Origin of the sequence: Capnocytophaga sp. G2, from assembly GCF_035282625.1 — a bacterium.
Taxonomy (GTDB): domain Bacteria; phylum Bacteroidota; class Bacteroidia; order Flavobacteriales; family Flavobacteriaceae; genus Capnocytophaga.
The window spans coordinates 187367-213218 of record NZ_JAYKBU010000001.1 but is presented as its reverse complement, the minus strand read 5'-3'; the positions used below and the strand labels follow the sequence as shown (position 1 = coordinate 213218).

General features: G+C 37.8%; 23 protein-coding genes. 17 read left to right on the top strand and 6 right to left on the bottom strand.

Annotated elements, in window-relative coordinates; translation table 11 throughout:
- Positions 1-115: 115 nt before the first annotated feature.
- From VJJ03_RS01115 to VJJ03_RS01105, 3 genes are read left to right on the top strand one after another with little or no spacing between them, the layout of a single operon-like run.
- Positions 116-2077, top strand: coding sequence for an amylo-alpha-1,6-glucosidase (locus VJJ03_RS01115; RefSeq protein ID WP_323973304.1), 1962 nt, complete (start codon positions 116-118; stop codon positions 2075-2077).
- Between the two features lie 8 nt (positions 2078-2085).
- Entirely contained in the window at positions 2086-3378 is a 1293-nt protein-coding gene (locus VJJ03_RS01110; protein ID WP_323973302.1) for a glycosyltransferase family 4 protein, read from the top strand.
- A 25-nt stretch (positions 3379-3403) separates the two neighbouring features.
- Positions 3404-4627, top strand: coding sequence for a glycoside hydrolase family 57 protein (locus VJJ03_RS01105; RefSeq protein ID WP_009744874.1), 1224 nt, complete (start codon positions 3404-3406; stop codon positions 4625-4627).
- Positions 4628-4782: 155 nt separating this feature from the next.
- Here VJJ03_RS01105 and VJJ03_RS01100 read toward each other — a convergent pair whose 3' ends face one another.
- The 3 genes from VJJ03_RS01100 to VJJ03_RS01090 are packed head-to-tail and all read right to left on the bottom strand — an operon-like array spanning position 4783 to position 8947.
- The gene (locus tag VJJ03_RS01100; RefSeq protein ID WP_009744873.1) at positions 4783-6441 is read right to left on the bottom strand and encodes an MBOAT family O-acyltransferase; all 1659 of its coding nucleotides are present in this window, start codon (positions 6439-6441) and stop codon (positions 4783-4785) included.
- A gap of 20 nt (positions 6442-6461) precedes the next feature.
- A complete protein-coding gene (locus tag VJJ03_RS01095; RefSeq protein WP_323973300.1) occupies positions 6462-7004 on the bottom strand; it encodes a hypothetical protein in 543 nt (180 codons plus the stop codon).
- A gap of 11 nt (positions 7005-7015) precedes the next feature.
- Positions 7016-8947, bottom strand: coding sequence for a DUF1444 family protein (locus VJJ03_RS01090; protein ID WP_323973298.1), 1932 nt, complete (start codon positions 8945-8947; stop codon positions 7016-7018).
- A 186-nt stretch (positions 8948-9133) separates the two neighbouring features.
- Here VJJ03_RS01090 and VJJ03_RS01085 point away from each other — a divergent pair, with 186 nt between their 5' ends.
- The 3 genes from VJJ03_RS01085 to VJJ03_RS01075 all read left to right on the top strand — a co-directional run bounded on the left by VJJ03_RS01085 (position 9134) and on the right by VJJ03_RS01075 (position 12900).
- Positions 9134-11287, top strand: coding sequence for a S46 family peptidase (locus VJJ03_RS01085; protein WP_323973296.1), 2154 nt, complete (start codon positions 9134-9136; stop codon positions 11285-11287).
- 81 nt (positions 11288-11368) lie between these two features.
- The gene (locus tag VJJ03_RS01080; protein WP_009744869.1) at positions 11369-12010 is read left to right on the top strand and encodes an O-methyltransferase; all 642 of its coding nucleotides are present in this window, start codon (positions 11369-11371) and stop codon (positions 12008-12010) included.
- Positions 12011-12018: 8 nt separating this feature from the next.
- Positions 12019-12900 (top strand): NAD kinase, encoded by an 882-nt coding sequence (locus VJJ03_RS01075; protein WP_323973294.1) that lies wholly within the window; start codon positions 12019-12021, stop codon positions 12898-12900.
- Between the two features lie 14 nt (positions 12901-12914).
- Here the strand turns inward: VJJ03_RS01075 and VJJ03_RS01070 are convergent, their stop codons facing one another.
- Complete coding sequence (locus VJJ03_RS01070) at positions 12915-13649, bottom strand: 3'-5' exonuclease (protein ID WP_323973292.1); 735 nt, start codon at positions 13647-13649, stop codon at positions 12915-12917.
- Between the two features lie 288 nt (positions 13650-13937).
- Between VJJ03_RS01070 and VJJ03_RS01065 the strand changes: the two genes are divergently transcribed.
- Both VJJ03_RS01065 and VJJ03_RS01060 read left to right on the top strand, forming a co-directional pair.
- Positions 13938-14990, top strand: a complete 1053-nt coding sequence (locus VJJ03_RS01065; protein WP_323973290.1) for an ankyrin repeat domain-containing protein — start codon at positions 13938-13940, stop codon at positions 14988-14990.
- A gap of 130 nt (positions 14991-15120) precedes the next feature.
- Positions 15121-16086, top strand: coding sequence for a 2-hydroxyacid dehydrogenase (locus VJJ03_RS01060; protein ID WP_323973288.1), 966 nt, complete (start codon positions 15121-15123; stop codon positions 16084-16086).
- Here the strand turns inward: VJJ03_RS01060 and yidD are convergent.
- On the bottom strand, positions 16037-16261 hold the full coding sequence (yidD, locus tag VJJ03_RS01055) for a membrane protein insertion efficiency factor YidD (RefSeq protein ID WP_323973286.1): 225 nt from the start codon (positions 16259-16261) through the stop codon (positions 16037-16039). The two genes, VJJ03_RS01060 and yidD, sit on opposite strands and share 50 nt — an antisense overlap.
- A 9-nt stretch (positions 16262-16270) precedes the next feature.
- Entirely contained in the window at positions 16271-16915 is a 645-nt protein-coding gene (locus VJJ03_RS01050) for a hypothetical protein (RefSeq protein ID WP_009744863.1), read from the bottom strand.
- A 262-nt stretch (positions 16916-17177) separates the two neighbouring features.
- Between VJJ03_RS01050 and VJJ03_RS01045 the strand changes: the two genes are divergently transcribed.
- The 9 genes from VJJ03_RS01045 to dprA all read left to right on the top strand — a co-directional run bounded on the left by VJJ03_RS01045 (position 17178) and on the right by dprA (position 25821).
- Positions 17178-17447 (top strand): hypothetical protein, encoded by a 270-nt coding sequence (locus VJJ03_RS01045; protein ID WP_323973284.1) that lies wholly within the window; start codon positions 17178-17180, stop codon positions 17445-17447.
- A 46-nt stretch (positions 17448-17493) separates the two neighbouring features.
- Entirely contained in the window at positions 17494-19326 is a 1833-nt protein-coding gene (gene mutL, locus VJJ03_RS01040; RefSeq protein ID WP_323973283.1) for a DNA mismatch repair endonuclease MutL, read from the top strand.
- A gap of 12 nt (positions 19327-19338) precedes the next feature.
- A complete protein-coding gene (murB, locus tag VJJ03_RS01035) occupies positions 19339-20340 on the top strand; it encodes a UDP-N-acetylmuramate dehydrogenase (RefSeq protein WP_323973281.1) in 1002 nt (333 codons plus the stop codon).
- Between the two features lie 41 nt (positions 20341-20381).
- The gene (locus VJJ03_RS01030) at positions 20382-21266 is read left to right on the top strand and encodes a pseudouridine synthase (RefSeq protein WP_009744858.1); all 885 of its coding nucleotides are present in this window, start codon (positions 20382-20384) and stop codon (positions 21264-21266) included.
- 12 nt (positions 21267-21278) lie between these two features.
- Positions 21279-21653: a hypothetical protein gene (locus VJJ03_RS01025; RefSeq protein WP_009744857.1), complete on the top strand. Its 375-nt coding sequence runs from the start codon at positions 21279-21281 to the stop codon at positions 21651-21653.
- Positions 21654-21657: 4 nt separating this feature from the next.
- On the top strand, positions 21658-22398 hold the full coding sequence (rlmB, locus tag VJJ03_RS01020) for a 23S rRNA (guanosine(2251)-2'-O)-methyltransferase RlmB (protein ID WP_323973279.1): 741 nt from the start codon (positions 21658-21660) through the stop codon (positions 22396-22398).
- A gap of 70 nt (positions 22399-22468) precedes the next feature.
- The gene (locus VJJ03_RS01015) at positions 22469-23287 is read left to right on the top strand and encodes a ZIP family metal transporter (RefSeq protein ID WP_323973277.1); all 819 of its coding nucleotides are present in this window, start codon (positions 22469-22471) and stop codon (positions 23285-23287) included.
- Positions 23288-23355: 68 nt separating this feature from the next.
- The gene (purB, locus tag VJJ03_RS01010; RefSeq protein WP_040357898.1) at positions 23356-24705 is read left to right on the top strand and encodes an adenylosuccinate lyase; all 1350 of its coding nucleotides are present in this window, start codon (positions 23356-23358) and stop codon (positions 24703-24705) included.
- Between the two features lie 6 nt (positions 24706-24711).
- Entirely contained in the window at positions 24712-25821 is a 1110-nt protein-coding gene (gene dprA / locus VJJ03_RS01005; RefSeq protein WP_009744853.1) for a DNA-processing protein DprA, read from the top strand.
- Positions 25822-25852: the final 31 nt, after the last annotated feature.

The window sequence follows — 25852 nt, the reverse complement described above, 5'->3', positions numbered from 1 at the left end:
ATAATCTTAATCTCTGGCACAATACTACAAGTGCTTATCTCTAAGATACAAAAACACGAGTTGCAAAAATATATCAGCATACGTCCTTTAATTATTAACAATTAATCATTATCTAATGTATTTAAATTTCAAACAACGTGATTTGGTAAATTTAGAATTTGCCTTACAGAGAGAAATTCTTGGTACTAACCGAGAAGGAGGATATCTCTCCACAACACTCAATTTTTGTAATACAAGTCGCTACCATGGGCTTCTTATTGTCCCTATTGATGAGTTCTCAGGACGCAACCATCTGTTACTTTCCTCTTTGGATGAGACTATTATTATCAATGACAAAGAGTTTAATTTTGGTATTCATCAATATCCAGATACTTTTTACCCTAAAGGGCATAAATATATCATCTCATCGGAACTCAATAAGTATTATTCTATTACCTACCAAGTAGCAGGAGTAAGTCTTAGAAAGGATATTATAATGCTTCACAAGCAACCTCAGGTATTAATTCGTTATACCCTTTTAGGTACTCACGATTCCGTGTGCTTGCGCCTAAAGCCTTTTCTCGCCTTCAGAGATATTCATCAACTCTGTAAGGAAAACCATGTTGCAGATACAAACTACCAGAAAGCACCTCAAGGAATTGCTGTAAAACTATACGAGGGATTTCCCACCTTATATATGCAACTGAGTAAGAAAAATGACTTCCGTCATAACCCTCATTGGTATAAGAATATCCAATATAGCAAGGATAAAGAGCGTGGAGGGGACAACCAAGAGGATTTGTTAGTTCCTGGAGATTTTGAACTCACACTCACTCGAGAGAAACCCGTTATTTTCTCTGCCTCCACTACTGAGGAGGATGTCAAGAAATTAGTAAAAGAATTTGATCATGCTGCTCAAGAGCGTGCTCCTCGTGATTCCTTTGAAAATTGCCTAAAATATGCCTCTGGACAATTTGTGATAGAAAAACTTAATGAAACACGCATCAAGTCAGGATATCCTTGGCACCTTTCCTACGGTCGCAATACTTTTATTTCCCTACCTGGAATTGCTATCGCCACTGGGAATACTTCCCTATTTGAGCAAGTCATTGAGTCCATGCAACAATATCAGAAGGGAGGACTTTTCCCTCGCCTTATCAGTAGCCATGTTGCTCCTGAGTTCAACGCCGATGGATCACTATGGTTATTCTGGACATTGCAACAATATGAGCGCTGGGCTAAGGTACCCCAAAGAATGTTATGGAAAAAATACAGAAACACATTAATTGCTGTGTTAGAAGCCTATCGGGACGGACGTACTTTCCCACAAGTGCACATGGAAGAGAACAAACTTATTTATAACCAAAGATATCACCGCCCCCTTACCTGGATGAATGGAACTATCAATGAGGTGCCTATATTAGAACGCAATGGTTATGTAGTGGAAGTCAATGCCTTGTGGTACAATGCGGTTTGTTATGCTTTGGATTTGGCTAAAGCAGGAAAAGATCGTGAATTCATCGCCCAATGGAAAGATTATCCCAAGGAAATACAAGAACAATTCTTATTGACCTTTTGGAATGAGCAAAAGAGCTACTTAGCCGATACACAAGATGATGGGAAACAAGACCTCTCTATACGCCCTAATCAGGTCATCGCCTGTGCTCTAAACTACAGCCCTCTTAAGGAATCCCAGAAGAAAAGTATTATTGACCTAGTAAAAAAGAAACTCCTTACCGAACGAGGATTACGTACTTTAGCCCCCGATGACAAGCGTTATCGTGCACGTTGTGAGGGTTCTATGCAAGAACAAGAGGAAGCTATCTATCAGGGAGGCACTCATACTTGGCTCTTGAGTTTCTATATAGAAACTTGCCTAAACCTCTACGGCAAGGACTTCATTCCTAAAGCTGAAGAACTCCTTGACAAAATAGATGAGGACATCCTAAACTATGGCATTGGGCTTATTTCAGAGTTCTATGATGGCAATCCTCCTTATTCAGGACATGGCTGTATCTCTCAAGCTCGAAATACTGCAGAAATTATTCGTAGTATTTATCTTATTAATAGTTATAAAGAAAATAATTCACACAAATAATATTCCTTATGAAAAAATTAAAAGTGCTTATGTTTGGATGGGAGTTTCCCCCCCATATAAGTGGCGGATTAGGCACCGCCTGTCTTGGACTCACCAAGGGACTTGCGAAAAATGGAGTAGAAGTCCTCTTTGTTATGCCCAAAGCCTCAGGTGATGAAGATTCTTCAGTTGCAAAAATTATTAATGCCAGTGAGGAAGAGATGCTACAGAATTATACCTTTACCAATGAGTATAATGAACACATCCAATTTATGGAAATAGGCTCTTCCTTACGCCCTTATTTGTCTCCTGAAGTTTTTGCATCGTATTGGGAAGAAGAACAATCACGTAAGAGAGAGGAACAACATACCTCCCGTAAGCATACCTATAATTTCTCTGGTAAATATGGAAATAACCTCTTGGAAGAGGTCTATCGTTATGCATTAGTAGCGGGTACTGTCGCAGGAAAATATGATTTTGATATTATCCATGCGCATGATTGGCTTACCTATCAAGCAGGACTTGTCGCCAAGCGCATTAGTGGGAAGCCTTTAGTTGTACATGTACATGCTACCGAATATGACCGAGGTGGAGAATACAATCGCAATACTATTGTCTATAATATAGAAAAAGAAGGAATGCAAGGAGCCGACCATGTAATTACTGTTAGTGACTGGACCCGTAACATTGTGATAGAAAAATATGGTATTGACCCAAAAAAGGTGAGTACCGTGCATAACGCCGTTGATTTTTCTGACGATGAGCTTGACCTACCTCCTCGTACTCTTAATGAAAAAATAGTTACTTTCTTAGGACGTATTACCCTACAGAAGGGACCTGAATACTTTATAGAAGCCGCTGCAAAAGTGCTTAAACGCCTACCCGAAGTACACTTCGTGATGGCTGGAAATGGAGACAAAATGACCCCCTCTGTCAGGCGAGTAGCCCAACTTAAATTAGGTGGGCATTTTCATTTCACTGGTTTTCTCCGTGGAAACGATGTACAGCGTATGTTCCGTTATAGTGATGTATATGTAATGCCTTCTGTATCTGAGCCTTTTGGTATCTCTCCTTTGGAAGCAATGCGCTGTGGAGTACCTACTATCATATCCAAACAATCAGGAGTCTCAGAAGTGTTACAACATGCCATTAAGGTGGATTATTGGGATGTCAATGCCCTTGCCGATGCTATCTACGGTGTGCTTGCTTACCCTAAGCTATCCCATTCTCTCCAGAAGGAAGGACTGGCAGAAGTGGGAGCCCTTAAGTGGGAACATGCAGCCTCCGAACTTAAACATATTTATCAAACATTCATCCATTAAAATACCCTAAAATATAATAGAACCTATGAAAGCCATTTGTTTTTATTTTGAAGTTCATCACCCTGAACAGTTGCGTAGGTATCATTTCTTTGATATCGGTAAACAACATGATTATTTTGATTATTATCTCAACCGTACTGAAATAGAACAATTAGCTAAGGATTGTTATCTGCCTGCCAATAAGCTCCTTACAGAACTTATTGAACAATACAAAGGCAGATTTAAAGTAGCTTTCTCTATCTCAGGTAGTGCTATTGAACTTCTGGAATTACATGCCCCTGAAGTAATTCACAGTTTTCAAGCTCTTGCTAAAACAGGTTGTGTAGAGTTCCTATGTGAGCCTTATGCCCATTCCCTTTCCTCTCTCTCGAATGATACTACTGAATTTGAAAAAGATGTAAAACGTCACAGCCTATGTATTGAGCAGCTCTTTGGAAAAACTCCTACTGCTTTTCGTAATACCTCACTAATCTATTCTGATAGTATAGGAGAACGCATTGCCCGTTTAGGTTTTCATACGATACTCACTGAAGGAGCTAAGCATATTTTAGGTTGGCGTAATCCTAACTTTGTCTACCATCATCCCAATAATAATAAGGTAAAGATACTCCTTAAAAATTCAAAACTAAGTGATGACATTTCTTTGCGCTTTTCCTCAAGAGAATGGAATGAATATCCTCTTACAGCAGAAAAATATGCTTATTGGCTTAAGGAGAGCCTTCGTGATAGTGATGTGGTAAATCTATTCCTACGTTATCAAGCCTTTGGTAAATATAACCTTCCTGAGTCAGGTATTTTTGATTTTCTACGTTACCTTCCTCATTATCTTTTGGATGAAGAAGAATATGCTTTCCTTACCCCTTCAGAAGCAACTAAAACCTTCCCTTCCATGGAAGCCATTTATGTTCCTAATCCCATTTCTTGGACAGATGAAGAGCGAGATATCACCCCTTGGTTAGGAAACGAATTACAGGAAAATGCCTTTGAAGAACTCTTTGCCTTAAGCAAGAAAGTAGAAAGTGTTCCTGACGACACCTTACACCGTACCTATAGCCGATTACAATGTAGCAACCATTTTAACTATATGAGTACTAAGTTTATTCCTGTGGAACAACGCTTAAAAAAGGTCTCTCCCTATCCCTCTCCTTATGATGCTTACATCAATTATATGAATGTATTGAGCGACTTTACTCTGGAAGTGGATAAGGCTTTAGCTAAAGAAATACGCTCAGGAGTCAGCCTTCAGTAATCTCAATTTTTTCACATAAGAAGGTCTCTCTGAGAAGCAAATAAGCAAACCCTTTGCTGTATTGTATAAGGGTTTGCTCTCTTTAACGTTGTTCTTTAATTAGTCCCTCTCTTAGAATATGTTCTAAAACAAAGGATAATTAGCATTTACCTGAGTTAGAACTGGAAATATATAAATGTTCTTGAGCCTGCAGAATAGGTTTGATAGCATACAATAGTTACCGCAACCATCACCAATACTTTGCCCCAGAGGGGACTTTGATAATAGGCATTCTCCACCTTATCTTTGAAGGATTGCGGAAGCCAATGGACTATATAGCCCAATAGCATTATAAGAAAAGCATCCTTAAAGTACCATAGTACCTGCCCACTACCTGCCCAATCCATATTATTCCATACCTGAGTATACCATTGGTTAATACGCTCCATATCCTCACCACGGAAGTACAAACGCACAAAAACAATAAAGATAAAAGTAGAAAATACCTTCCAAAAATGAGCTAAAGGATGTGTAGAATGTTCATAAGGGCTCACCTTCCTCCATAGCTTATAGAAGACAATTCCCAATCCATTAATTCCTCCCCAGAGGATAAATTTCCAAGAAGCTCCATGCCAGAGCCCTCCTAAAAGCATAGTCAGCATTAGATTGATATTAGTGGTGATATAGTGCTGGAATTTAGTGTTTTTCATAGCAAGCAAAGTGCCTCCTAAGAGCAATATTCCCACGATAAGAGAAAAGTATGGATTCCCCACCCCTATAAGTGCCACTACAATAAAAACCAAGGCTATTACCACAGAAGCCCAAGAACCTGTACGATTTCCCCCCAAGGGAATATATAGGTAATCCTTCAGCCAAGAGGAAAGAGAAATATGCCAACGCTTCCAGAAGTCTCCACAGCTAGTCGCCTTATAAGGGGAATTAAAGTTCTTTGGTAGTTCAAACCCCATAAGCAGCGCAAGCCCTATAGCAATATCTGTATATCCTGCAAAATCTCCATATACCTGCAGGGAATAGCCTACAAGTGCCATTATATTAGTAAAACCTGAGTACATAGTAGGCATTTCAAAAACCATATCCAAAAATTGTACTGCTATATAATTGGCAAAAAGCATCTTCTTAATCAACCCTTTGAAAATATAATAGGTTCCCTTGTTGAATTCCGCTATTGTAACTTGAGTAGGACGAAGTATCTGAGGGACAAACTCTTCTGCACGAACAATAGGTCCTGCCACTAATTGAGGGAAAAATGTTACATAGAGTCCAAAATCTAAAATAGATTTCAAGGATTTAAGCTTTCTTCGGTAAATATCCACCGTATAGCTAATAGTCTGGAAGGTATAAAAAGAAATCCCTACCGGAAGAATAATCTCATCTACTGAAAAACCTCCTTTGGAACTGAATCCATTCCCCCAATAGGCTAAATAGTTAAATACTTTGTGCTCTGTATGAAAAACGGTATTATAAACATCTGTGAAGAAGTAAGCATACTTAAAATAACTCAATACCGTAAGATTCACTATTACACTAAGGCAAACAAATATTTTCCTTTGTTTTTCATTATCACTCCTATCTATCTGCCTACCAAAATAAAAATCAGTTACAGTACTGAATATCAATAGAAGCACAAATAATCCACTTGTCTTATAATAGAAAAAACAACTTACTAAGAAAAGAAAAAGATTACGAACATGAATTCTCTTATAAATAAATGAAAAACCAACATATACGATAAAGAAGAAAAGCCAAAAACTCATCTGGGTAAAATCCAGAGGGGTTTTATCAGAAAATTTAAATATATCGTATATCCAATCCATTCGCAATCATATAAAATGTACTATAAGCCTATAACAATCCCTATTGAAGGGGAGAAGCCTGAAGAAAAAATACTCTTATCCTTTTTATACAATACATTATAAGTGAACCCTATTCGCATATAGGTACTTCCTCCTAAGGATTGCATATAACCTCCCCCTATGTAAAGAGCATCTTCCTCTTTATGATAACTTTCATCTCCATTGAACTTTTGATTAATAAAATAATGCTGATAGGAGGTTTGCAAATAAGCACTCCTCATAAAGTAATAATTCAGAGAAGGTCCCAGTCCTAAAAAATTATACTGTATATATTTCCCTTTTTGATAGTTATAATTCACTAAAAAAGCAAGTTCCAAATCATCAGTAAGCTTATATCCTATACGCGGAGAAAGAGAAATTCCCCACAGGTCATTTCCAAAAGAAGCTCCTATATTTCCTCCGAAGGTAAAGTTCTCAAAGGGATTATTTCTCTTTTGGTTTTGAGGAAGGAGAATATTACCACTCTCTTGTGCTAGAGAGACAAATGAGAGTAGTAGGTAAGCTAATAGAAGTATTTTCTTCATATTATTCAGTATTACATCTTCATAGGGATAAGAGCATTTCCCTTTATTTCAAAAAGTTTCTCTGAGATAGGAATATTGCTCTCTACATAAGCTTGTGCTACTCGGTGACGTATCCAGTCCATATCTGTAGGATTTGCACTTCCTGTAATAAGCAGTACATTATTGGAAGGCACCCCTACTATAATTGTTCCCTCTACAGGAATATTATCTTTTGACCATAGCTCAGAAACAACTAAGAAACTCGCCTCAAACTTTCCATCTGCTATAATGGTATATCGGCTTCCTTCCTCCTCTACTCCTACTTCTATCTGGTCAATAAGGTTCTGTACAGAAAGAGCTTTCAGAGCCAAACGATCAAGATGTAAATCCTTCAGATCCTCTGTGGTAAGGCTTATCTTCTCATCTCGAACAAGATAGATTACTCCTAACTCACTATTAATATTCTCATAGAGTAAGTTAGGAATTTCTTCTTTAAGCTCTTCTATAAAAGTTGTTGTTCTCACCAGCGGGAAAATCTCTTCCTTTTTAATAAGAAGTTTTCCTGTAATTACCTCCTCTTCTGTTAAGTGGTAATGATCCTCTTCTTTTGTAAGAGGTTCTTGTGAAATTACAGGCTCTTGTGGAGTTACAGTCGTAGGTGTCTGTTCTGTTGTATCCAAATCCACTGTAAGGTCTAGTATTTCCTTGAATTCTTCTGTTCCTTGTATAGGTACTTCCTTTTGAGATTTTTCTTGTGGATTTTCTTTTTTCTTCTCTTCTTGAGCCTTCTCTTCAAAGACAAAATCCTTAATATCAGGGAAAACAGGATTCCTTCGTGTGTCCTTCTCTTGGATATCCTCCTTATGATCTGCGGTGATATCCTGTTTTGGAAGCTCTTCTTGCTGTTGTATTTGTTTGGTAATCTCTTCTGGAAAATCAGGAAATATAAGTTCTTTTCCTTTTTTTGGGGTAGGTTCTTTGGTAGGTTCCATCACAGGCGTTTCCTTTTTAACTCCTTCTTTTTTCTCTTCTACTTTCTTAGGAGTTGGTTCCTCTTTTGCATTTGTAGGGATTTCTTTTACTGGTTTTTTAGAAGTTGCTTTTATCTCAGCCTTAGCTGTTTCTTTAGGTGGAGCTGTAATAATAACAGGTTCTTCCTTAGGGGGCTCAGGGATAATTACCTTAGGAGTCTCTACTTCTCTGCGTTTTTCTACTTCTTTAGCAGGTTGTGTTTTAGGAGTCGCTTTAGGTTTTTCTTTAGGGATAGTTTCCAGGATAGAAGAAGCATATTTCTCAATAATTTCACTTAAGTAGAAGTCGCTACGATGCATATATTCTGCGTATGCATTATCCAAAAAGCTGGTAATGAGTTGTCCTGGTTCACTCTTAAGCATCCATTCTATCTCTAATCCATTTGTTTTTCTTACTTGTACATTGGGATTTTTAGTAATCAATCGTTCAGCAAAGAGGCGCGTAAAGTCCGCTACATACTGTATACTCATTCCCATTTTATCCACAAGCTCTCTTATTTCCAAGCTATAAGGATCCTTATGGCGCAAAATAAGTTCTGTAATGATAGCTTTATCCTCTATTTTTTTAGCACACGTAAAATGATATTCTACTTCATCATAGGTCTGGAAAGTTTTACTAATATATCGCTCGTTAGCGATAGTCTCATCCAATGCTGTAAACCCTTCTTTCTCATAATCCTTAAAGAAATCCCCTTTAAGATTCTCGAAAAATTCTTTAGTTATTTCTCCTTTGAGAGGTTCCTCAGAACTCATTACAGTAAGGTTTGCACGGTCATCGGCAGTTTTAGCCACAAAACGGTCTGTATTGGTTACTTCCCAATCGGAAGGAATAAGGATAGTAGAAACAGCATCCAACCAATATCTTTTATAAGTTATTGATTTCAAATCTGTTTCGTCAAATTTCTTCTTCTTAAATAAGTCTAATAACCCCATCTTTCTTTTTATTTTTTCCAAAGGCAAATATATAAACTTCTTTTGTAATAGTGAAACTCTTAATGAAAAAAATTATTATTTAAGTTATTTTAATAACTATGGTTGAAAAATAACATTTCATTAATAGAATATTTTTTAGTTTTTTAGTAATTTTGACCTCCAGAACAAATTAAAAAAACATACTAAATGAAAAAAATTATTTTTTCCTTCGTAGTCTCATTTTTACTACTGTTGCCCAACGTGGTAAAAGCTGATGAGGGCATGTGGTTCTTGATGTTTATTAAGCGATTGAACGAACGTAACATGCAAAAAATGGGCTTACAACTCACCGCAGAGGAAATCTACAGTATTAACAACAACAGCCTCAAAAATGCCATCGTGCAATTTAATGGAGGTTGTACTGCTAGTATCATTTCTCCTGATGGTCTTGTAATTACTAACCACCATTGTGGTTATGGAGCTATTGCTGGACTCTCAACCCCAGAGCACAACTACTTAAAAGATGGCTATTGGGCAAAAACTAAAGCAGATGAACTTCCTCCTAAGAGCCTCTATGTTCGTTTCTTTGTTCGTATGGACAATGTAACCAATCGAATGCTCTCTGTCGTAAATCCTTCTATGACTGAAAAAGAACGTGAAACAGCTCTAAACCGCGAAATAGAAAAAATTCAAAAAGAAAACAGTGAGGGAGGTAAGTATGTAGTCTCTGTACGTCCTTTCTTTCAAGGAAATGAATACTACTATTTTGTTTATCAGGATTTCAAGGATGTTCGTTTTGTAGGTACTCCTCCTGAAAATGTAGGAAAGTTTGGTGGAGATACTGATAACTGGGAATGGCCTCGCCATACAGGAGATTTCTCCGTATTCCGTGTTTATACAGATAAGGATGGAAATCCTGCTGAATATTCTCCTAACAATATCCCTATGAAATCTAAAAAATTCTTAAATGTAAGCCTTAAAGGAGTACAAGAAAAAGATTTTGCAATGATTTTAGGATATCCTGGACGTACTAACCGATGGGTGCCTTCCTATTGGGTAGACCAACAGGTGAAATATGGCTATCCTGCGTGGGTAGAAGGATCCAAAACAGCTATGGATGCTATGAAAAAATATATGGATCAGGACAAGGCGGTACGCCTTATTTATGCTGCTCGTTATGCAAGTTTAGCTAACTATTGGAAAAACCGCCAAGGAATGATTAATGCTCTTACTGCTCACAAAACCGCTGACCTTAAGCGCAAAGCTGAAAATAAATTTGCTTCTTGGGCAAACAGACCTGAAAACAAAGCTGAATATGGGAATGTATTGACTGATTTGGCTAACTATTTTGGAAAAACAAATCTAAAAGCCGCTGACCATAACTATTTGTTTATGTTCCTTAGAGGAAGTAGAATTGCTTCCTTGAGTAACGGGCTTGCAAAACAATTAGAAAAATACCTTTCCTCTGGCTCTATGGAAGAAAAAGAACAAATCAAAGAGCGTGTAGAAAAGGATTTAAATAGCTATTTTGCCGAATCTTATTTCCCTGCAGAGGTAGAACTTTTCTCTGATGGACTCAAACTTTATGCTACCAAAGCATCTTCTGTGCCTGAGGAAGTACTACAAATCAAAAATAAATATAATGGAGATTTTAAAAAGTATGCTAATGAAGTGTTTGCCAACAGTATCTTCACTAAAAAAGAAAATTTCCAACGCTTCTTAAACAATCCAAGCGCAGATGCTCTTAATAATGACCCCTTAGCAAGAATCTCTCGTATACTAATTACCAAGTACTATGAGAAAACTGAACAAGATATAGCCCTTGAAGATTCTTATGCTAAAGCTTTCCGCAAATATGTGAAAGGAATGCGTGATTCTAAAATAAGTACTATTCTTTATCCTGATGCTAATTCCACCCTCCGTCTTACTTATGGTACAGTAAAATCACTCCCTGCTGATAAACGTAACGGCGATGTAAAGAAAAACTATTACACCACTTTCAAAACATTACTTGATAAGTACAAACCTGGAGATGCAGAATTTGACATGCCTAAGAAATTTGTAGAAATGTATGAAAAGAAGGACTTCGGACGTTATCTTGACAAAGATGGCACCATGCATGTATGCTTCCTTACTAATAATGATATTACAGGAGGAAATTCTGGTTCTCCTGTAATGAATGGCAAGGGAGAACTTATCGGACTTGCTTTTGATGGTAATATAGAAGCTATGGCTGGTGATGTTATTTTTGATAAAAAGCTACAACGTACTATTGTAGTAGATATTCGTTATGTCCTCTGGTGCATTGATACCTTTGCAGGTGCTAAGCACATTGTGGATGAAATGACTATTATTCAATAACAAATTTTGTACCCAAAAATAAGCATACAAATAGGGACGTATTGTATACGTCCCTATTTTCCCCTATAATTATCTCTCATCATGCATTTCCTCTCTGAAGATTTAGAAAATTATGCCAATACACACAGCCAAAAAGAACCTGAGTTACTCAAAGCCCTTGGTCGTGAAACACATTTGAAAGTACTACAACCCCGTATGCTTAGCGGACACCTACAGGGAAGATTTCTTAGCTTGCTTTCTAAGATTATGCACCCTCAATATATCATTGAAATAGGTACCTTTACTGGCTACGCAACTCTCTGTCTGGCTGAAGGACTCAGTGAAAAAGGCATATTACATACTATAGAAGTCAATGAGGAATTAGAAGAAATTCAGAATAAATACTTCGAGCAGAGTCATTACCGCAAACAAATTGTCCAACACTTTGCTCCTGCTCTTTCTGTATTACCTTCTCTGCCTAATGAAGTGGATTTAGCTTTCATTGATGCTGATAAAAAAAATTATCCCCTATATCTGGAAGCGCTCTTACCTAAAATGCGTAAAGGAGGACTCATCCTCTCCGACAATGTATTATGGAGCGGTAAAGTAGTGGAGGAGATTAAGGATAATGACAAACATACTCAGACATTAATGGCTTATAATGAATTATTAGCTACCCATCCCCTATTGGAAACTGTGTTGTTACCCATTCGTGATGGACTTTCAATTGCACGTGTAAAATAGTACTAAAAATGAAAATAGCCCTTTATTCTCAAAAATACAAACCTGAATATCATTCTCTGTTAGTAGCTATCTTTGAAGAATTTATCACTCACCAGGATACTATTCTTGTGGAGGCAGATCTATTGCATCGCTTTACAGAGCGTACTCCTCTCTCCTACTTTATAGATACCTTTCATAATGTAGATGATTTAGCTCCTGATACTGACTTTATGCTTACCATTGGAGGCGATGGTACTATCCTATGGGCAATGACCTATATACAGCATCTGCAAATTCCTATCTTAGGTATTAATGCAGGACGCTTAGGCTTCCTTGCCACCATCTCGCAAGAGGAAGTAGCTGATATGTTTACCAAAATCCGTGCTCAAAAATATCATGTAGATAAGCGAAGCGTATTACAAATTAGCCATACTAATGGAAAAGCTATTGCTCCTTTGAACTTCGCTCTGAATGAGATCACTGTTATCCGACAGAATTCCACCGCAATGATTACCGTAGAGGCTTTTCTCAATGGACAATACTTAACTTCTTATTGGGCAGATGGGCTCATTATTTCCACCCCTACGGGGTCTACAGGTTATTCCCTAAGTTGTGGAGGACCCGTAATTATGCCTCACTCCAAAACCTTAGTACTTACCCCTATTGCCCCTCATAATCTCAATGCACGCCCACTTATCATACCCGATAGTACGGAAATCACCCTCCATATATCCAATCGTGAAGGCTATTATCTAGCAACTTATGATGCCCGCTCTTCCATACTTCCTTGCCAAACTCCTGTTAAGATAAGCCTTGCTCCCTTTTTATTAAAAACAATTGAACTTGAGGGAAATGACTTTTTCAAAACGCTCCGTAATAAACTCCTCTGGGGAGAAGATAAAAGGAATTAGTAAGGTAAATATTTTCAATTTTTATCTGTCTCTATTACATATATTTCTTCATCTGTAAGTAAGGGTTCTCCCCTCATACGCAAAAGAATTTGTGCTACTGTAATAGTATCCTTTTGGCAATATTGAGCAATGCGAGCTATATCCCCTTCTTCATAGTATACCTGCCTTACCTGAGCTCCTGAAATATCATCCTTAGGAGATGGCACTCCAAGAATATAGGCAAGCAAATTCAATGAGGTATAGTGCTTATAGTCTCCAAACTTCCACAAATCCAAAGTATCCAGAAAGGCAAACTCCCAAGGCTTCTTACCGAAGAGTTGCAGAATATTAGGAATAGGAAGCTGATGAATAAGCATACGCCGAGCAATGAAAGGGAAGTCAAATTCTCTCCCATTATGAGCGGCTAACAAGTATTGCTTCCCATTGAAAAACTGACTGATTAAGTGAGAAAACTCCTGTAATATATTCCTCTCCTCCCCAGTAAATGAACGTACCCTAAACTGTCGTTTCTCATTTTTTAACAAGAAATAACCTACTGATATACAAACAATTTTACCAAACTCAGCCCATATACCTGCTCTTTCATAATAGTCCTCTGCAGAGACATCTTGACGAATATAGCGTGTTTTATCCTCCCAAAGGTTTTGCTCTAAGGGAGACAGTTGCTTATATGACGAATACAAAGGAACTGTTTCAATATCCAAAAATAGAATATGAGAGAGCTTCAGTGAGGTAAGAGATGTTATCATATAATAAGGTTTGAAGAAAAAATCCGGTATATTTTAAGAAAACTCATTTCTACTTCTATATGCCACCTTCATAAGTAAATGACTGATTAACAAAAAAATAACCTCCATACAACAAGAATATCTGTTTGTCTCTTGCTTCATGTAAGTTCTATTTATTTCGTATGACAAATATATAGAAAAATTATGAAATAGCAATTTAATCCTCACAAATAATATACAAAAATAAAATATCCTTCCTCCTTTTCAGAGAAAAAATGTATCTTTGCTTTATCAAAAAACACCCTCCTTATGGCAAAGAAAAGAATAACTCTTCCTACCAATTTTTCTTCTTTGATAGAAGAAGGCAACATAGAGAAACTCAAAGCAATTTTTGAAAAATGTGAACTGAATGCCTATGAACGTGATTTCATTAAAAAGCCTGCTCTCTGCTTCTATAACATTCCTATTCCTTTTATGCAGTGGCTATTAGAGCAAGGGACAGATATAGAGATGAAAGATTCCTATGAGCGTACACCGCTCTTCTACCACTCTCAAGTGAATGATATAGAAAGGGTAACTTTTCTCTTAGAAAAAGGAGCGGATATTCATGCACAAGATATTTATCATAATACCCCTCTACACTTTGCTGAGTACCATGCCGAAGTAGCTCAACTCCTCCTCGAAAAAGGAGCAGATATCAAAGCAAAAGATGACCAGGGACATGATGTAGTGGAACGTATGCTTAGCCGTGTTCAAGGAGGAAACATTTGCCAAGCTGCAGAAGCGGCTAAGGTCTATTTGCAAGCAGGTTATAAGCCTACTCCATTCGCCAAAGAAGCAGTAACCCGTATTGGGGAGGATTTTGAGTTTCACCGTGCTAACTTTAACTCTGATTACTTGAATCAAACCAATGCCGCTCTTCAAACATTATACCAACTTTTTGCCGTTTCTCCTGTGCCAAAACGCATACAGCATGATGGCAAATCGCCCATCATACTCTCGGGGGATACGTGGGAAAAACAATATGAACAAGCATGGAATTTGCTTGTCCCTGGAAATGGTAAAGCTAATACATTACAAGGAGAAGTGATACGTATTGCTGGTAGAATTAATGATGAACTTCTACACAATGGAATGGGTAACTGGGACAGAGATTATCGAAAGATGCTCTCCATAATTTCAAATTTCCTCAAACAAGGAAACTCTCTTACAACAGAACAACTCACCGAAGTAGCACACATCCAGAAAAATATCCTAGAGGATGATGGAACGCTTTCTCATCACCTTTGCAAACTCACTACTCTTTGGGTCTCACAAAACCCTAATCCCATTGAGTTAGAGAAAGTTCCTTATAACCGATAAGAAATAATAACGATATTCCTTCAACCACTTTCAATACAAATCAAAGACAAAGATTCACTTAATAAAAACAATATTTCTGACAGGATATCTTATCCGAAAACTAACAAGCTATATTAAAAAAGCAACTAAAATGAGAATATTACATATTGATAGTAATCATCCACTAATGATTACACAGCTCAGTGAAGCTGGTTTTAAGAATGATACAGATTACAAAAGTAGTAAGCAGGAAATAGAAGCAAAAATAGCTAACTATGATGGAATTGTGATTCGCAGTCGTTTCCGCATTGATAAAGATTTTATAGATAAAGCAACTCATCTAAAGTTTATTGCTCGTGTGGGAGCAGGTATGGAAAATATTGATACAGAGTATGCCAAAAGTAAGGGGATTGTGCTTATTTCTTCTCCTGAAGGTAATCGCAATGCTGTAGGTAATCATACTTTAGCTCTTTTACTTGCCTTACTTAACAAACTTAAAAAAGCAGATAAAGAAGTGCGCAGCGGGCTCTGGCTAAGAGAAGAAAATCGCGGCTATGAACTAGATTCCCTTACAGTGGGGATTATTGGTTATGGTAATATGGGTAAAGCCTTTGCTAAGAAACTTAGAGGATTTGACTGTAGAGTTCTCTGTTATGATATCAAGGAAAATGTAGGTGATGCCAATGCTACTCAAGTACCCTTAGAAGTATTTCAAAAGGAAGTAGACGTAGTAAGTCTGCACACTCCAGAGACTCCCTTAACCCTTAATATGGTTAACGCCTCCTTTATAGAACAATTTACTAAGAATTTTTGGCTCATTAACACAGCACGAGGCAAGAGTGTAAACACTCACGACTTAGTACAAGCCCTACAAAGAGGTAAAATATTAGGAGCAGGGTTGGATGTTCTGGAGTACGAACAATCCTCCTTTGAGAACTTTTTTAAAGGAACACTCCCTGAACCCTTCACTTATCTCACGAAGGCAGATAATGTAATCCTCACCCCGCATATTGCAGGCTGGACAGTGGAAAGCAAGACCCTCCTTGCTCAAGTAATTGTAGATAAAATCAAGGCACTGGGTCATAACCACTTCCTCCCCATGGATGACAACGCATAATTCGCTTTATAGCAAGCCTTCCTCCTTTGAAAAGCCCATACTTCCTCAGTGCCTCCAATGTATAAGAAGAACAAGTGGGAGTGAAGCGACATGTGGGAGGCTTCAGCGGGGAAATTGCTACTTGATAGAAACGTACTATCCATATAAAAGGATAGGTAATAAGCTTACGAAACATTTAAGCAATTTATTGTTTTTTCTTCTTAGGAGTAGTATCCTTATGGGGATGGGTATTTTTGTTTGTTCGTTTTTGTGAGGTTGTTTGCTTATCTTTAGTCTTCTTAGCAGCCTTTTGTTTAGGAGAGGCTTTCTCTTCTTTCTCAGAGGGAGTTTCTGCTTGAGTTCCTCTCTTAGCCTTTACCGGCTTTTCTGTAAGGTGATCATCATTCTTAACAGCAGCCTTCTCTTCAGATTTCATTTTACTAAGTTTCTCCTCTGCAGAAGAGAGGATTTTTTCCATTTCTCTGTTTACATCTACATATTGATATTCTTCATGCCCTTTCTGTGGTACCTTATAGTTCACGAAGGGATGTTCATTAACTGCTACTTGACCTTTTAATGCGGGTTCCTTAAAGAAGGGCACCTCTACAGGATTCCTGTCCTCCAAAGAATATTCTCGGTATTCCTTAAGGCTCTTAGCCCACAGGCTATGAATATAGCTCAACCCCTTATAAGCAGGAATCAAAAGCACTCCTGTAAAACAATTTGAGAGGAACTGAAGCCCTTCATTACGAGCATACATTAAAGTTATGAACATCATGGAATAAATGACGCTTCCTATAATGGCTATCATCATCAGCCAAGCAAATGTTACTAAAAATAGATTTCTCATTGTCTTATATTGTTTTTGTCCTACATGAATGATTATTCTTAAAATTAACTCATTACAAGCTATTTTAAATCAAATTTCTTTTATATTTTTTGACCTTGCAAATATAATACTTTTAATAAGAAAAAACAATTCTTTTTATGAATTTATTTTGATACATTCTTTATAAAGCATATTTATCGCCCTTTCTTTATGATTGTTAATAAATTTCTCTATTTTTTTAGGTAAAAAAATTGTATTTTCGCACCCGTATAAATAGGAGAAAGTGAAAATCAATTTTTTTAAAGTTCCGAAAATTAAACAATTTTCCTATAAGCCTCGTTACTATCAGGAAATAGAAGAACGAGGAGGATTTAGCATCCCAAAACACCAGTTAAGAGGATATACTTTGCGTAAGAAATGGGAGAATATGCGTAAGAGTAACCGTAAGCCTGAGGTAAGTTCCAATCGCTTATTTTGGATAATTCTCCTATTACTGCTACTGACTACCTACTATCTTTTTGATTTTAACTTATCTTCCTTACTGAGAAAATAAACTCTACTGAATTACAGTTTTTTACAAATTAAATTTATCTTATTGAATGTCTGATATTATACGATTGCTTCCTGACAATGTAGCTAATCAAATCGCGGCAGGAGAGGTCATTCAACGTCCTGCTTCTGCTGTAAAGGAGCTTTTGGAAAATGCCATTGATGCACAAGCCACTCAGATAAAACTCTTCCTCAAGGATGCAGGACGTACCTTAGTACAAGTTGTAGATAATGGTACTGGCATGTCCCCCACGGATGCCCGTTTAGCTTTTGAACGGCATGCTACCTCAAAAATTCGCACCACTGATGATCTTTTTTCTCTCCATACAAAAGGTTTTCGTGGAGAAGCCTTAGCTTCTATCGCTGCTATCGCTCAGGTGGAACTTATCACCTCTGAAGAAGGACAAGAGATAGGAACCGCCATTACTATAGAAGGAAATAAAATTATTGATCAATATCCCATTGTTACCAACAAAGGGACTTCTATTGCTGTAAAGAATCTCTTTTTCAATGTTCCTGCAAGGCGCAATTTTCTCAAATCCGATGCCGTAGAGCTAAGACATGTCCTGGACGAATTCCACCGAGTAGTACTAGCTCATCCTGACATTCACTTTTGGTTATTCCACAATGATGTTGAGCAATTTAATCTACCTCCTACTTCTTTAAGAAAACGTATTGTACAGGTATTTGGCTCTCGCCTTAATGAACAATTAGTTCCTGTAGAAGAACAAACAGAAGTAGTTAACATACAAGGATTTATTAGTAAAAATTCGCCTAAAAGGAATAAGTCTCTTCAATTTTTCATGGTCAACCATCGCTTTATTAAGAACCGATACCTACACCATGCGGTAGTGAGTGCTTTCGAAGGCCTCCTCAAGGAAGGGGAACAGCCAGAATACTTCCTTTACTTGGAGATTGACCCCAAGCATATTGACATCAATATACACCCTACTAAAACAGAAATAAAGTTTGACAATGACCATACTATTTATGCTTTACTTCGTTCAACAGTTAAGCATAGTTTAGGACAATTCCAAGTACTCCCTACGATTGATTTCTCCTTAGATGAAAGTCAGGAAGTCCCTTATTCCTACAAAGATAAGGAAGCTAAAATACCTACTTACCAAGTAGATAGGAATTTTAATCCTTTCAAAATGGAGGAAAAAGATGTCTCTTCTAAAAGGAATAATCCTCCATTCTCTTTTGCTTCTAATAGAAATGCCCCCCAGTGGGAAGCTCTCTACACAGGGTTCCCTTCTAAGGTAAATGAATCCTTAAAAGAAGAAGTTCCTCTTTCCTCTCTTATAGAAGTCCAGACGGAAACTAAAGTACAAACTATTCTATATTTTCAGAAAAAATATATAATCACTTATCTGAAGGATAAGGTTCTTTTCATCCATGTATCACGAGCACATCAGCGTATCCTTTATGAGCGTTTTTATAAGAGTATTTCTCAAGGAGGAAGTATCAGTCAATCCTTGCTTTTCCCTTTAGAATTTGAATTCTCTCCTGTCGAGATTCTCTCTCTGCAATCGCTTACCTCATCCCTAAATAGGGCAGGATTCCTACTGGAAATTGAGCAGAACAAAATACGTTTTACAGGACTTCCTCCCTTAGTTAAGGAAAGTCAAGTAGAAGAGATCCTTCGCCAGCTCTTGGAAAAGGCAATGGAGGACATTCCTCAGGAAGAACTCTCCCAAAGGGAATCCTTAGCCAAGAATCTTGCCAAAAGCCTTGCTATAAAAGCAGGTCAGTCCCTCTCTCCTGAAGAACAAGAGCAGTTAGTATATGACCTTTTCTCTTGCAAAGAGACACAAGTAAGCCCTTTTGGTAAAAAAATATACATAGAATTCCCTTTTAACGAACTTGAAAATCGTTTCTAAACCTAATAACCTATGAAGCTATACGAACATATTTCCTTAAAGCCCTATAATACTTTTGGTATTAATCAAAAAGCAGATATACTTATAGAGGCTTCTGATGAAAAAGATATCTTAGAGGCTCTTACCTCCTATCCAACTCTTAAAGTATTAGGAGGAGGAAGCAATATCTTACTCACCCAAGAGGTAAAAACTCCTTTGTTAAAAATAACACAGAAAGGTATCACTACAGAAAGAGAGAACAATTCTCATATTTGGCTTAAAGCACAAGCAGGAGAAGTCTGGAGCGAGCTTGTGGATTATTGTGTCTTAAGAAATTACGGAGGCGTAGAGAACCTGTCTCTTATCTATGGCAGTGTAGGAGCGGCTCCTGTACAGAATATAGGCGCCTATGGAGTGGAACTTAAGGATGCTTTTCACTCCTGTGAGGCTATTGATAGGGAAAGCAAACAAAAAGTTATCTTTTATAAGAATGATTGTAACTTCGGATACAGGGATTCACTGTTCAAACAAAGCAAAGGACGGTATATCATTCTTTCTGTCACCTTATGCTTAACAAAGAAAGAGCATTTCTTCAAGACACATTATGGCAATATTAAAGCGCTCCTTACTGAAAAAGGATGGGAAGAAACTCCTGCTCACATCTCACAAGTTATCAAGCAAATTAGACAAAGCAAGCTTCCTAACCCTATAGAATTGGGTAATAGTGGTAGTTTCTTCAAAAATCCAATAATCTCTCGTGAACACTTCCTCTCATTACAGAAAACATACCCTGAACTCCCTCATTATTGGGTATCTGTAACACAAGAGAAAATTCCTGCCGCCTATCTTATTGAAAGTTGTGACCTTAAGGGCTACCGAATAGGGCAAGTAGGTGTCCATAAAGGACAACCTTTAGTATTGGTCAACTATGGCAATGCCTCAGGAGAGGATATTCTCTCCCTTGCTCATTATATACAAGGACAGGTAAAAAAACGCTTTAACATCCAATTGGAAATGGAAGTAAATGTTTGGTAAGGTAATAAATATTTCTTACTTTTGCGCAAAATTTATACCCTATGCAAACCACTCTTAAGAAACGTAAGGAAGAAAAACCTAAATATGTAAAAGAAAAATATTCTGCTCCCAAAGAAAAACGAACATCCTACAAGGAGAAACGCTTTGAGAATAAGGAAAATTCCTTTAGCAATAAGAAGAAATCTCCCGTCCCTAACACAACCGATGATAGTAAAGGCATTCGCTTAAACAAATATATAGCCAATGCCGGAATCTGTGCTCGCCGTGAGGCAGATCGCTATATTACTGCTGGAAATGTAGAAGTCAATGGCAAACCTATGACAGAATTGGGGTACAGGGTGCAACCCAATGACATAGTAAAATTTGATGGCAAAAACATCTCTGCTGAGAAAAAGGAATATATCCTGCTGAACAAACCTAAGGGTTTCATTACCACCACCCAAGATGAGAAAGGACGTAAAACAGTTATGGAACTTGTAGTAGGAGCTGCACAAGGTAATATAAAGCCTGTAGGTAGGCTTGATAGGCTTACTACGGGGCTCTTGCTTCTGACCAATGATGGAGATTTAATAAAGAAACTTACTCATCCTTCTCATGGTGTACGTAAGATTTACCATGTAATATTGGACAAAAAACTCGCACTCCCCGACTTTCACAAAATCCAAGAAGGGCTTACCCTTGAGGATGGTTTCATTCAAGTGGATGATATCAGTTTTGTGGAGGGAGCTCCTCATAATGAAATAGGAGTAAAAATCCATAGTGGACGCAATCGTATTGTCCGTCGTATCTTTGAGTCCTTAGGTTATACGGTAGAAAAGCTCGATAGAGTAGTTTTCGCTGGACTTACTAAAAAAGACCTTCCTCGAGGACATTGGCGCCCATTGACCCAACAGGAAGTTATTAATTTAAAGAATCTCAGTCATTAATATCTATTATAAATGAAAAAAGTACTACTCATTGGCTTACCCATCCTATTCCTTATATTAGGAGGATGGTTATATATGCGCTATTTTTTCGTCTTTGGAGAAGGAGTAAAATCAGGTTATTTAAACTATGCTGTATACAAAGGAGATCTTTTCAAAACTTACGAGGGAAAGCTCATCCAAGAAGGTTTTGCCAAAACTACTACAGGTAACGGCATGCAAAGTAATGAATTTGAGTTCTCTATTGAAGATAAAAAGATATTCAAACAATTAGAAGTTAATAGCGGCAAATATTTTGACCTTCACTATAAAGAATATCACAATACAGTCCCTTGGAGAGGAAATACTGTTTATATAGTAGATAGTATAGTAAATATGCGTGAGAAATAATTTTATGAAGAATACGCAAATATTTGGCTTACATCCTGTAATAGAAGCTATTGAAGCTGGAAAGACTATTGATAAAATCTTTATTCAAAAGGGACTTAAGGGAGCGCTTTTCTCCCAATTATTATCCCTTGTAGAGACCTATCATCTTCCTCATTCTTATGTTCCTATTGAGAAACTCCAACGCCTTACCCGAGGCAACCATCAAGGAATAGTAGCCTTGCTCTCTCCAGTAGAGTTTGTCCCTTTGGAGGAGCTTGTTCTTTCCACTATAGAAAGTGGGAGAGTACCTTTGTTCCTTATTCTGGATCATTTGAGTGATGTACGCAATGTAGGAGCAATCATTCGTACGGCTGAATGTACAGGGGTAAACGGTATCCTCCTTCCCAAGCAAGGCAGTGCCTCCATAGGAGAGGACATGGTCAAAACCTCTGCAGGAGCAATCTTCAACTTACCTCTGTGTAAGGTGGATAACCTGATTGATGCTATCTACTATCTACAAGGCAGTGGAATCAAGGTTCTCGGTGCTACCGAAAAAGCCTCTTCCCTTCTCTATGATTTCTCCCTCTCTGAACCTTTAGCTATTGTCATGGGAGCAGAGGACACTGGCATCAGCAAAGGGGTACTTAAGGTCTTGGACGAGAAAGCCAAACTTCCCCTACAGGGAGAAACATCCTCTCTTAATGTATCCGTCGCCTGTGGTGCTTTTCTGTATGAAGTGGTAAGACAACGATTAATGAACCAATAAGTTAATTGACCTTTTTATCAGTCATTATCTAATTATCTAAAGCCCTAACAACTCAAAATTCAAAACTAACATGATTTCTTCAATTATAAACTATCTAAGCAGCATCAATCCTGTATTAGCCGCTTTATATGCAACTCTTTTTACTTGGGGCGTTACTGCCCTGGGAGCTGCTTTGGTTTTCTTTTTTAAGAGTAGCAACAAATTAGTAATGGATGGTATGCTTGGCTTCACCGGAGGAGTAATGGTAGCCGCCAGTGTATGGAGCTTACTTATTCCTTCCATTGAAATGAGTGAAGGAGAGCGCTTCGTTAAGGTATTACCCGCTGTTATAGGTTTCTTATCAGGGGCACTTTTTATTTATGTCTTAGATAGAATCTTACCTCACTTTCATCCTAATTTCAAGCAAACTGAAGGAGTAAAATCCTCCTGGCAACGTACCACCCTACTAGTATTGGCGATTACTCTACATAACATTCCTGAAGGTTTGGCTGTAGGAGTACTCTTCGGAGGGGTAGCTGCTGGCATTCCTGAAGCCTCCATCACTGGAGCAGTAACCTTAGCCATAGGAATCGGTCTGCAGAACTTTCCAGAAGGAGTGGCTGTATCTATGCCTTTACGCCGGTTAGGGTTGAACCGTTGGAAAAGTTTTTTCTATGGACAACTCTCGGCTATTGTAGAACCTATAGCAGGAGTATTAGGTGCCTTCGCTGTGGTATTTTTCACCCCTGTACTACCTTATGCATTGGCTTTTGCTGCTGGAGCAATGATCTATGTAGTAGTGGAGGAGACCATCCCTGAGTCCCAACAAAGTCGTAATACGGACGTTTCCACAATTGGATTTCTTATTGGTTTTGTCGTGATGATGGTTATGGATGTAGCCTTAGGATAGAAAAAGCAAAAAAGACTTTCTGCAATGGAGAAAAAATAGTATATTTGCCTTTTCTAATTTTTAGTAAAATGTCCTTAACCGCTATCTCTCCCATTGATGGACGCTATGCCTCCAAAACAGAAACTTTACAGGCTTATTTCTCTGAACAAGCCCTTATCCGATACCGCTTGCGTATTGAAGTAGAATACTTTATTGCCCTATGTGAAATACCTTTGCCTCAATTGGCTTCTTTCAATAAGGAGAATTTTCAAATCCTACGAAACCTTTATACAAGTTTCTCTACAGAAGATGCTCTTAGAATCAAAGAAATAGAACAAATTACCAATCATGATGTAAAGGCAGTGGAATACTTCCTCAAGCAACAATTTGACCACCTATCCTTGCATCCCTATAAGGAATTTATACACTTTGGGCTCACCTCACAGGATATCAATAACACAGCTATTCCTCTTTCCATCAAAGAAGCTATAAAGGGTACCTACCTTCCTCAGATAGAAATTCTTGTTCAAAAGATAGAAACCCTTGCTCTGCAATGGAAGGATATCCCTATGCTAGCCCGTACCCATGGACAGCCAGCCTCTCCTACTCGTTTGGGCAAAGAGATGAAAGTATTCTCAGTACGACTCAGAGAACAACTTCAGTACTTCTCCACCCTCAAACATGCAGCTAAGTTTGGAGGAGCTACAGGTAACTATAATGCCCATAAAGTAGCCTTCCCAACTATCCAATGGAGAAGTTTTAGTAAACACTTTGTGGAAGACATTCTAGGTCTTTACCATTCCTTCCCTACGACCCAGATAGAACATTATGATCATTTAGCTGCTTTATTTGACCTACTTAAGCGTATTAATACTATCTTGATAGACTTTAATAGAGACATTTGGACTTACATCTCTATGGATTATTTCAAACAACGTATCAAAGAAGGAGAGGTAGGATCTTCTGCCATGCCTCATAAGGTGAACCCTATTGATTTTGAAAACTCTGAAGGAAACCTTGGTATTGCTAATGCCTTATTAGAACATCTCTCTAGAAAACTACCCGTCTCTCGACTTCAACGCGACCTTACCGATAGTACAGTACTGCGCAATGTAGGAGTACCCTTTGCTCATACTCTTATTGCTATAACCTCTACCCTCAAGGGGTTGGACAAACTTATCCTTAACCAAGACAAACTTTATGATGACTTGCATGATAATTGGGCTGTAGTTGCCGAAGCCATACAAACAATCTTACGACGTGAAGGCTATCCTAATCCCTATGAAGCACTCAAGGGGCTTACCCGTACTTATCAGAAAATTAACGAACAGGTTATCCATGAGTTTATTAATTCCCTTACAGTCTCTGATGAACTCAAAGCTGAACTCAAAGCAATTACTCCAGAAAACTATACAGGAGGTGATTACCTTGATTATTAATAGGATATGAAAGAAGAAGACCTCCTTGCCTTACTCGCTCTCCAGCATACTCCTAATATAGGAGATATTACGGCTAAAAAACTTATTGCTCATTGTGGAAGCCCTTCGGCTATCTATAAGGAGAAAAAACATAAAATAGCCCATATTGAACGGATTGGAAGTACTATTTTAAAAAATCTTTTTGACCCTATCCATCGTAAAGAAGCAGAAAGAGAATGGCAATATATCCAAGATAACCACATTAAATACTATACTTTTTTTGATCCGGATTATCCTGCCAATCTTAAACAAATTATAGATGCTCCTATCATCTTCTTCTATAATGGAAATATAGACTTAAAAAATAAAAAGACCCTGAGTATTGTAGGCACTCGCCAAGTTACCTCCTACGGAAGAGCCTTTTGTGAAAAATTTATAGAAGAACTCTCTGCTTTAGAGGATTTAGTGATTATCAGTGGTTTTGCCTATGGGGTGGATATCACCGCCCATAAGGCTGCTATGAACAATGGTTTACAAACTATCGCCTGTTTAGCACATGGATTGGATATCATCTATCCAGCATCCCACAAGAAGTATGTAAGCGAAGTAAAAAATAATGGAGGATTTATCACAGAGTTCTGGCATAAAAGTAAGTTTGATCGCAAGAATTTTATCGGACGTAACCGTATTATTGCAGGGCTTTCCGATGCTACTGTAGTAATAGAATCTGCCCTTAAAGGGGGAAGCCTTGTCACTGCTGATATGGCTTTTTCATACGACCGGGATGTCTTTGCTATTCCTGGTAGAGCTGATGACACCTATAGCCAAGGTTGTAATCAATTAATAAAAACCGACAAAGCACGACTTATTACCTCCGCTGCTGACTTGGTGTATTATATGGGATGGGAAATAGAAGAAACCTCTGCTAAACCCATAGCTGCTGAACTCTTTGTAGAACTCTCCGAAGAGGAAGAAAAAATAATTACCTATCTAAAAGAACATGGCAAACAGACTTTAGATGACCTTTCAAGAGAATGTTCATTCCCTATACATAAACTCTCCAATCTACTTTTTCAGATAGAAATGAAAGGAATCATTCGCCCACTTCCAGGTAAAGTGTTTGCTTTAATTTCGTAATATATAGTTTTTTTCTATATTGAAATAGAAA

What these genes read in the sequence shown, in the direction of transcription:
- VJJ03_RS01115 (WP_323973304.1), top strand. Translation starts at nt 116, where the DNA reads ATGTATTTAAATTTCAAACAACGTGATTTGGTAAATTTAGAATTTGCC.
- VJJ03_RS01110 (WP_323973302.1), top strand. Translation starts at nt 2,086, where the DNA reads ATGAAAAAATTAAAAGTGCTTATGTTTGGATGGGAGTTTCCCCCCCAT.
- VJJ03_RS01105 (WP_009744874.1), top strand. Translation starts at nt 3,404, where the DNA reads ATGAAAGCCATTTGTTTTTATTTTGAAGTTCATCACCCTGAACAGTTG.
- VJJ03_RS01100 (WP_009744873.1), bottom strand. Translation starts at nt 6,441, where the DNA reads ATGGATTGGATATACGATATATTTAAATTTTCTGATAAAACCCCTCTG.
- VJJ03_RS01095 (WP_323973300.1), bottom strand. Translation starts at nt 7,004, where the DNA reads ATGAAGAAAATACTTCTATTAGCTTACCTACTACTCTCATTTGTCTCT.
- VJJ03_RS01090 (WP_323973298.1), bottom strand. Translation starts at nt 8,947, where the DNA reads ATGGGGTTATTAGACTTATTTAAGAAGAAGAAATTTGACGAAACAGAT.
- VJJ03_RS01085 (WP_323973296.1), top strand. Translation starts at nt 9,134, where the DNA reads ATGAAAAAAATTATTTTTTCCTTCGTAGTCTCATTTTTACTACTGTTG.
- VJJ03_RS01080 (WP_009744869.1), top strand. Translation starts at nt 11,369, where the DNA reads ATGCATTTCCTCTCTGAAGATTTAGAAAATTATGCCAATACACACAGC.
- VJJ03_RS01075 (WP_323973294.1), top strand. Translation starts at nt 12,019, where the DNA reads ATGAAAATAGCCCTTTATTCTCAAAAATACAAACCTGAATATCATTCT.
- VJJ03_RS01070 (WP_323973292.1), bottom strand. Translation starts at nt 13,649, where the DNA reads ATGATAACATCTCTTACCTCACTGAAGCTCTCTCATATTCTATTTTTG.
- VJJ03_RS01065 (WP_323973290.1), top strand. Translation starts at nt 13,938, where the DNA reads ATGGCAAAGAAAAGAATAACTCTTCCTACCAATTTTTCTTCTTTGATA.
- VJJ03_RS01060 (WP_323973288.1), top strand. Translation starts at nt 15,121, where the DNA reads ATGAGAATATTACATATTGATAGTAATCATCCACTAATGATTACACAG.
- yidD (WP_323973286.1), bottom strand. Translation starts at nt 16,261, where the DNA reads ATGTTTCGTAAGCTTATTACCTATCCTTTTATATGGATAGTACGTTTC.
- VJJ03_RS01050 (WP_009744863.1), bottom strand. Translation starts at nt 16,915, where the DNA reads ATGAGAAATCTATTTTTAGTAACATTTGCTTGGCTGATGATGATAGCC.
- mutL (WP_323973283.1), top strand. Translation starts at nt 17,494, where the DNA reads ATGTCTGATATTATACGATTGCTTCCTGACAATGTAGCTAATCAAATC.
- murB (WP_323973281.1), top strand. Translation starts at nt 19,339, where the DNA reads ATGAAGCTATACGAACATATTTCCTTAAAGCCCTATAATACTTTTGGT.
- VJJ03_RS01030 (WP_009744858.1), top strand. Translation starts at nt 20,382, where the DNA reads ATGCAAACCACTCTTAAGAAACGTAAGGAAGAAAAACCTAAATATGTA.
- VJJ03_RS01025 (WP_009744857.1), top strand. Translation starts at nt 21,279, where the DNA reads ATGAAAAAAGTACTACTCATTGGCTTACCCATCCTATTCCTTATATTA.
- rlmB (WP_323973279.1), top strand. Translation starts at nt 21,658, where the DNA reads ATGAAGAATACGCAAATATTTGGCTTACATCCTGTAATAGAAGCTATT.
- VJJ03_RS01015 (WP_323973277.1), top strand. Translation starts at nt 22,469, where the DNA reads ATGATTTCTTCAATTATAAACTATCTAAGCAGCATCAATCCTGTATTA.
- purB (WP_040357898.1), top strand. Translation starts at nt 23,356, where the DNA reads ATGTCCTTAACCGCTATCTCTCCCATTGATGGACGCTATGCCTCCAAA.
- dprA (WP_009744853.1), top strand. Translation starts at nt 24,712, where the DNA reads ATGAAAGAAGAAGACCTCCTTGCCTTACTCGCTCTCCAGCATACTCCT.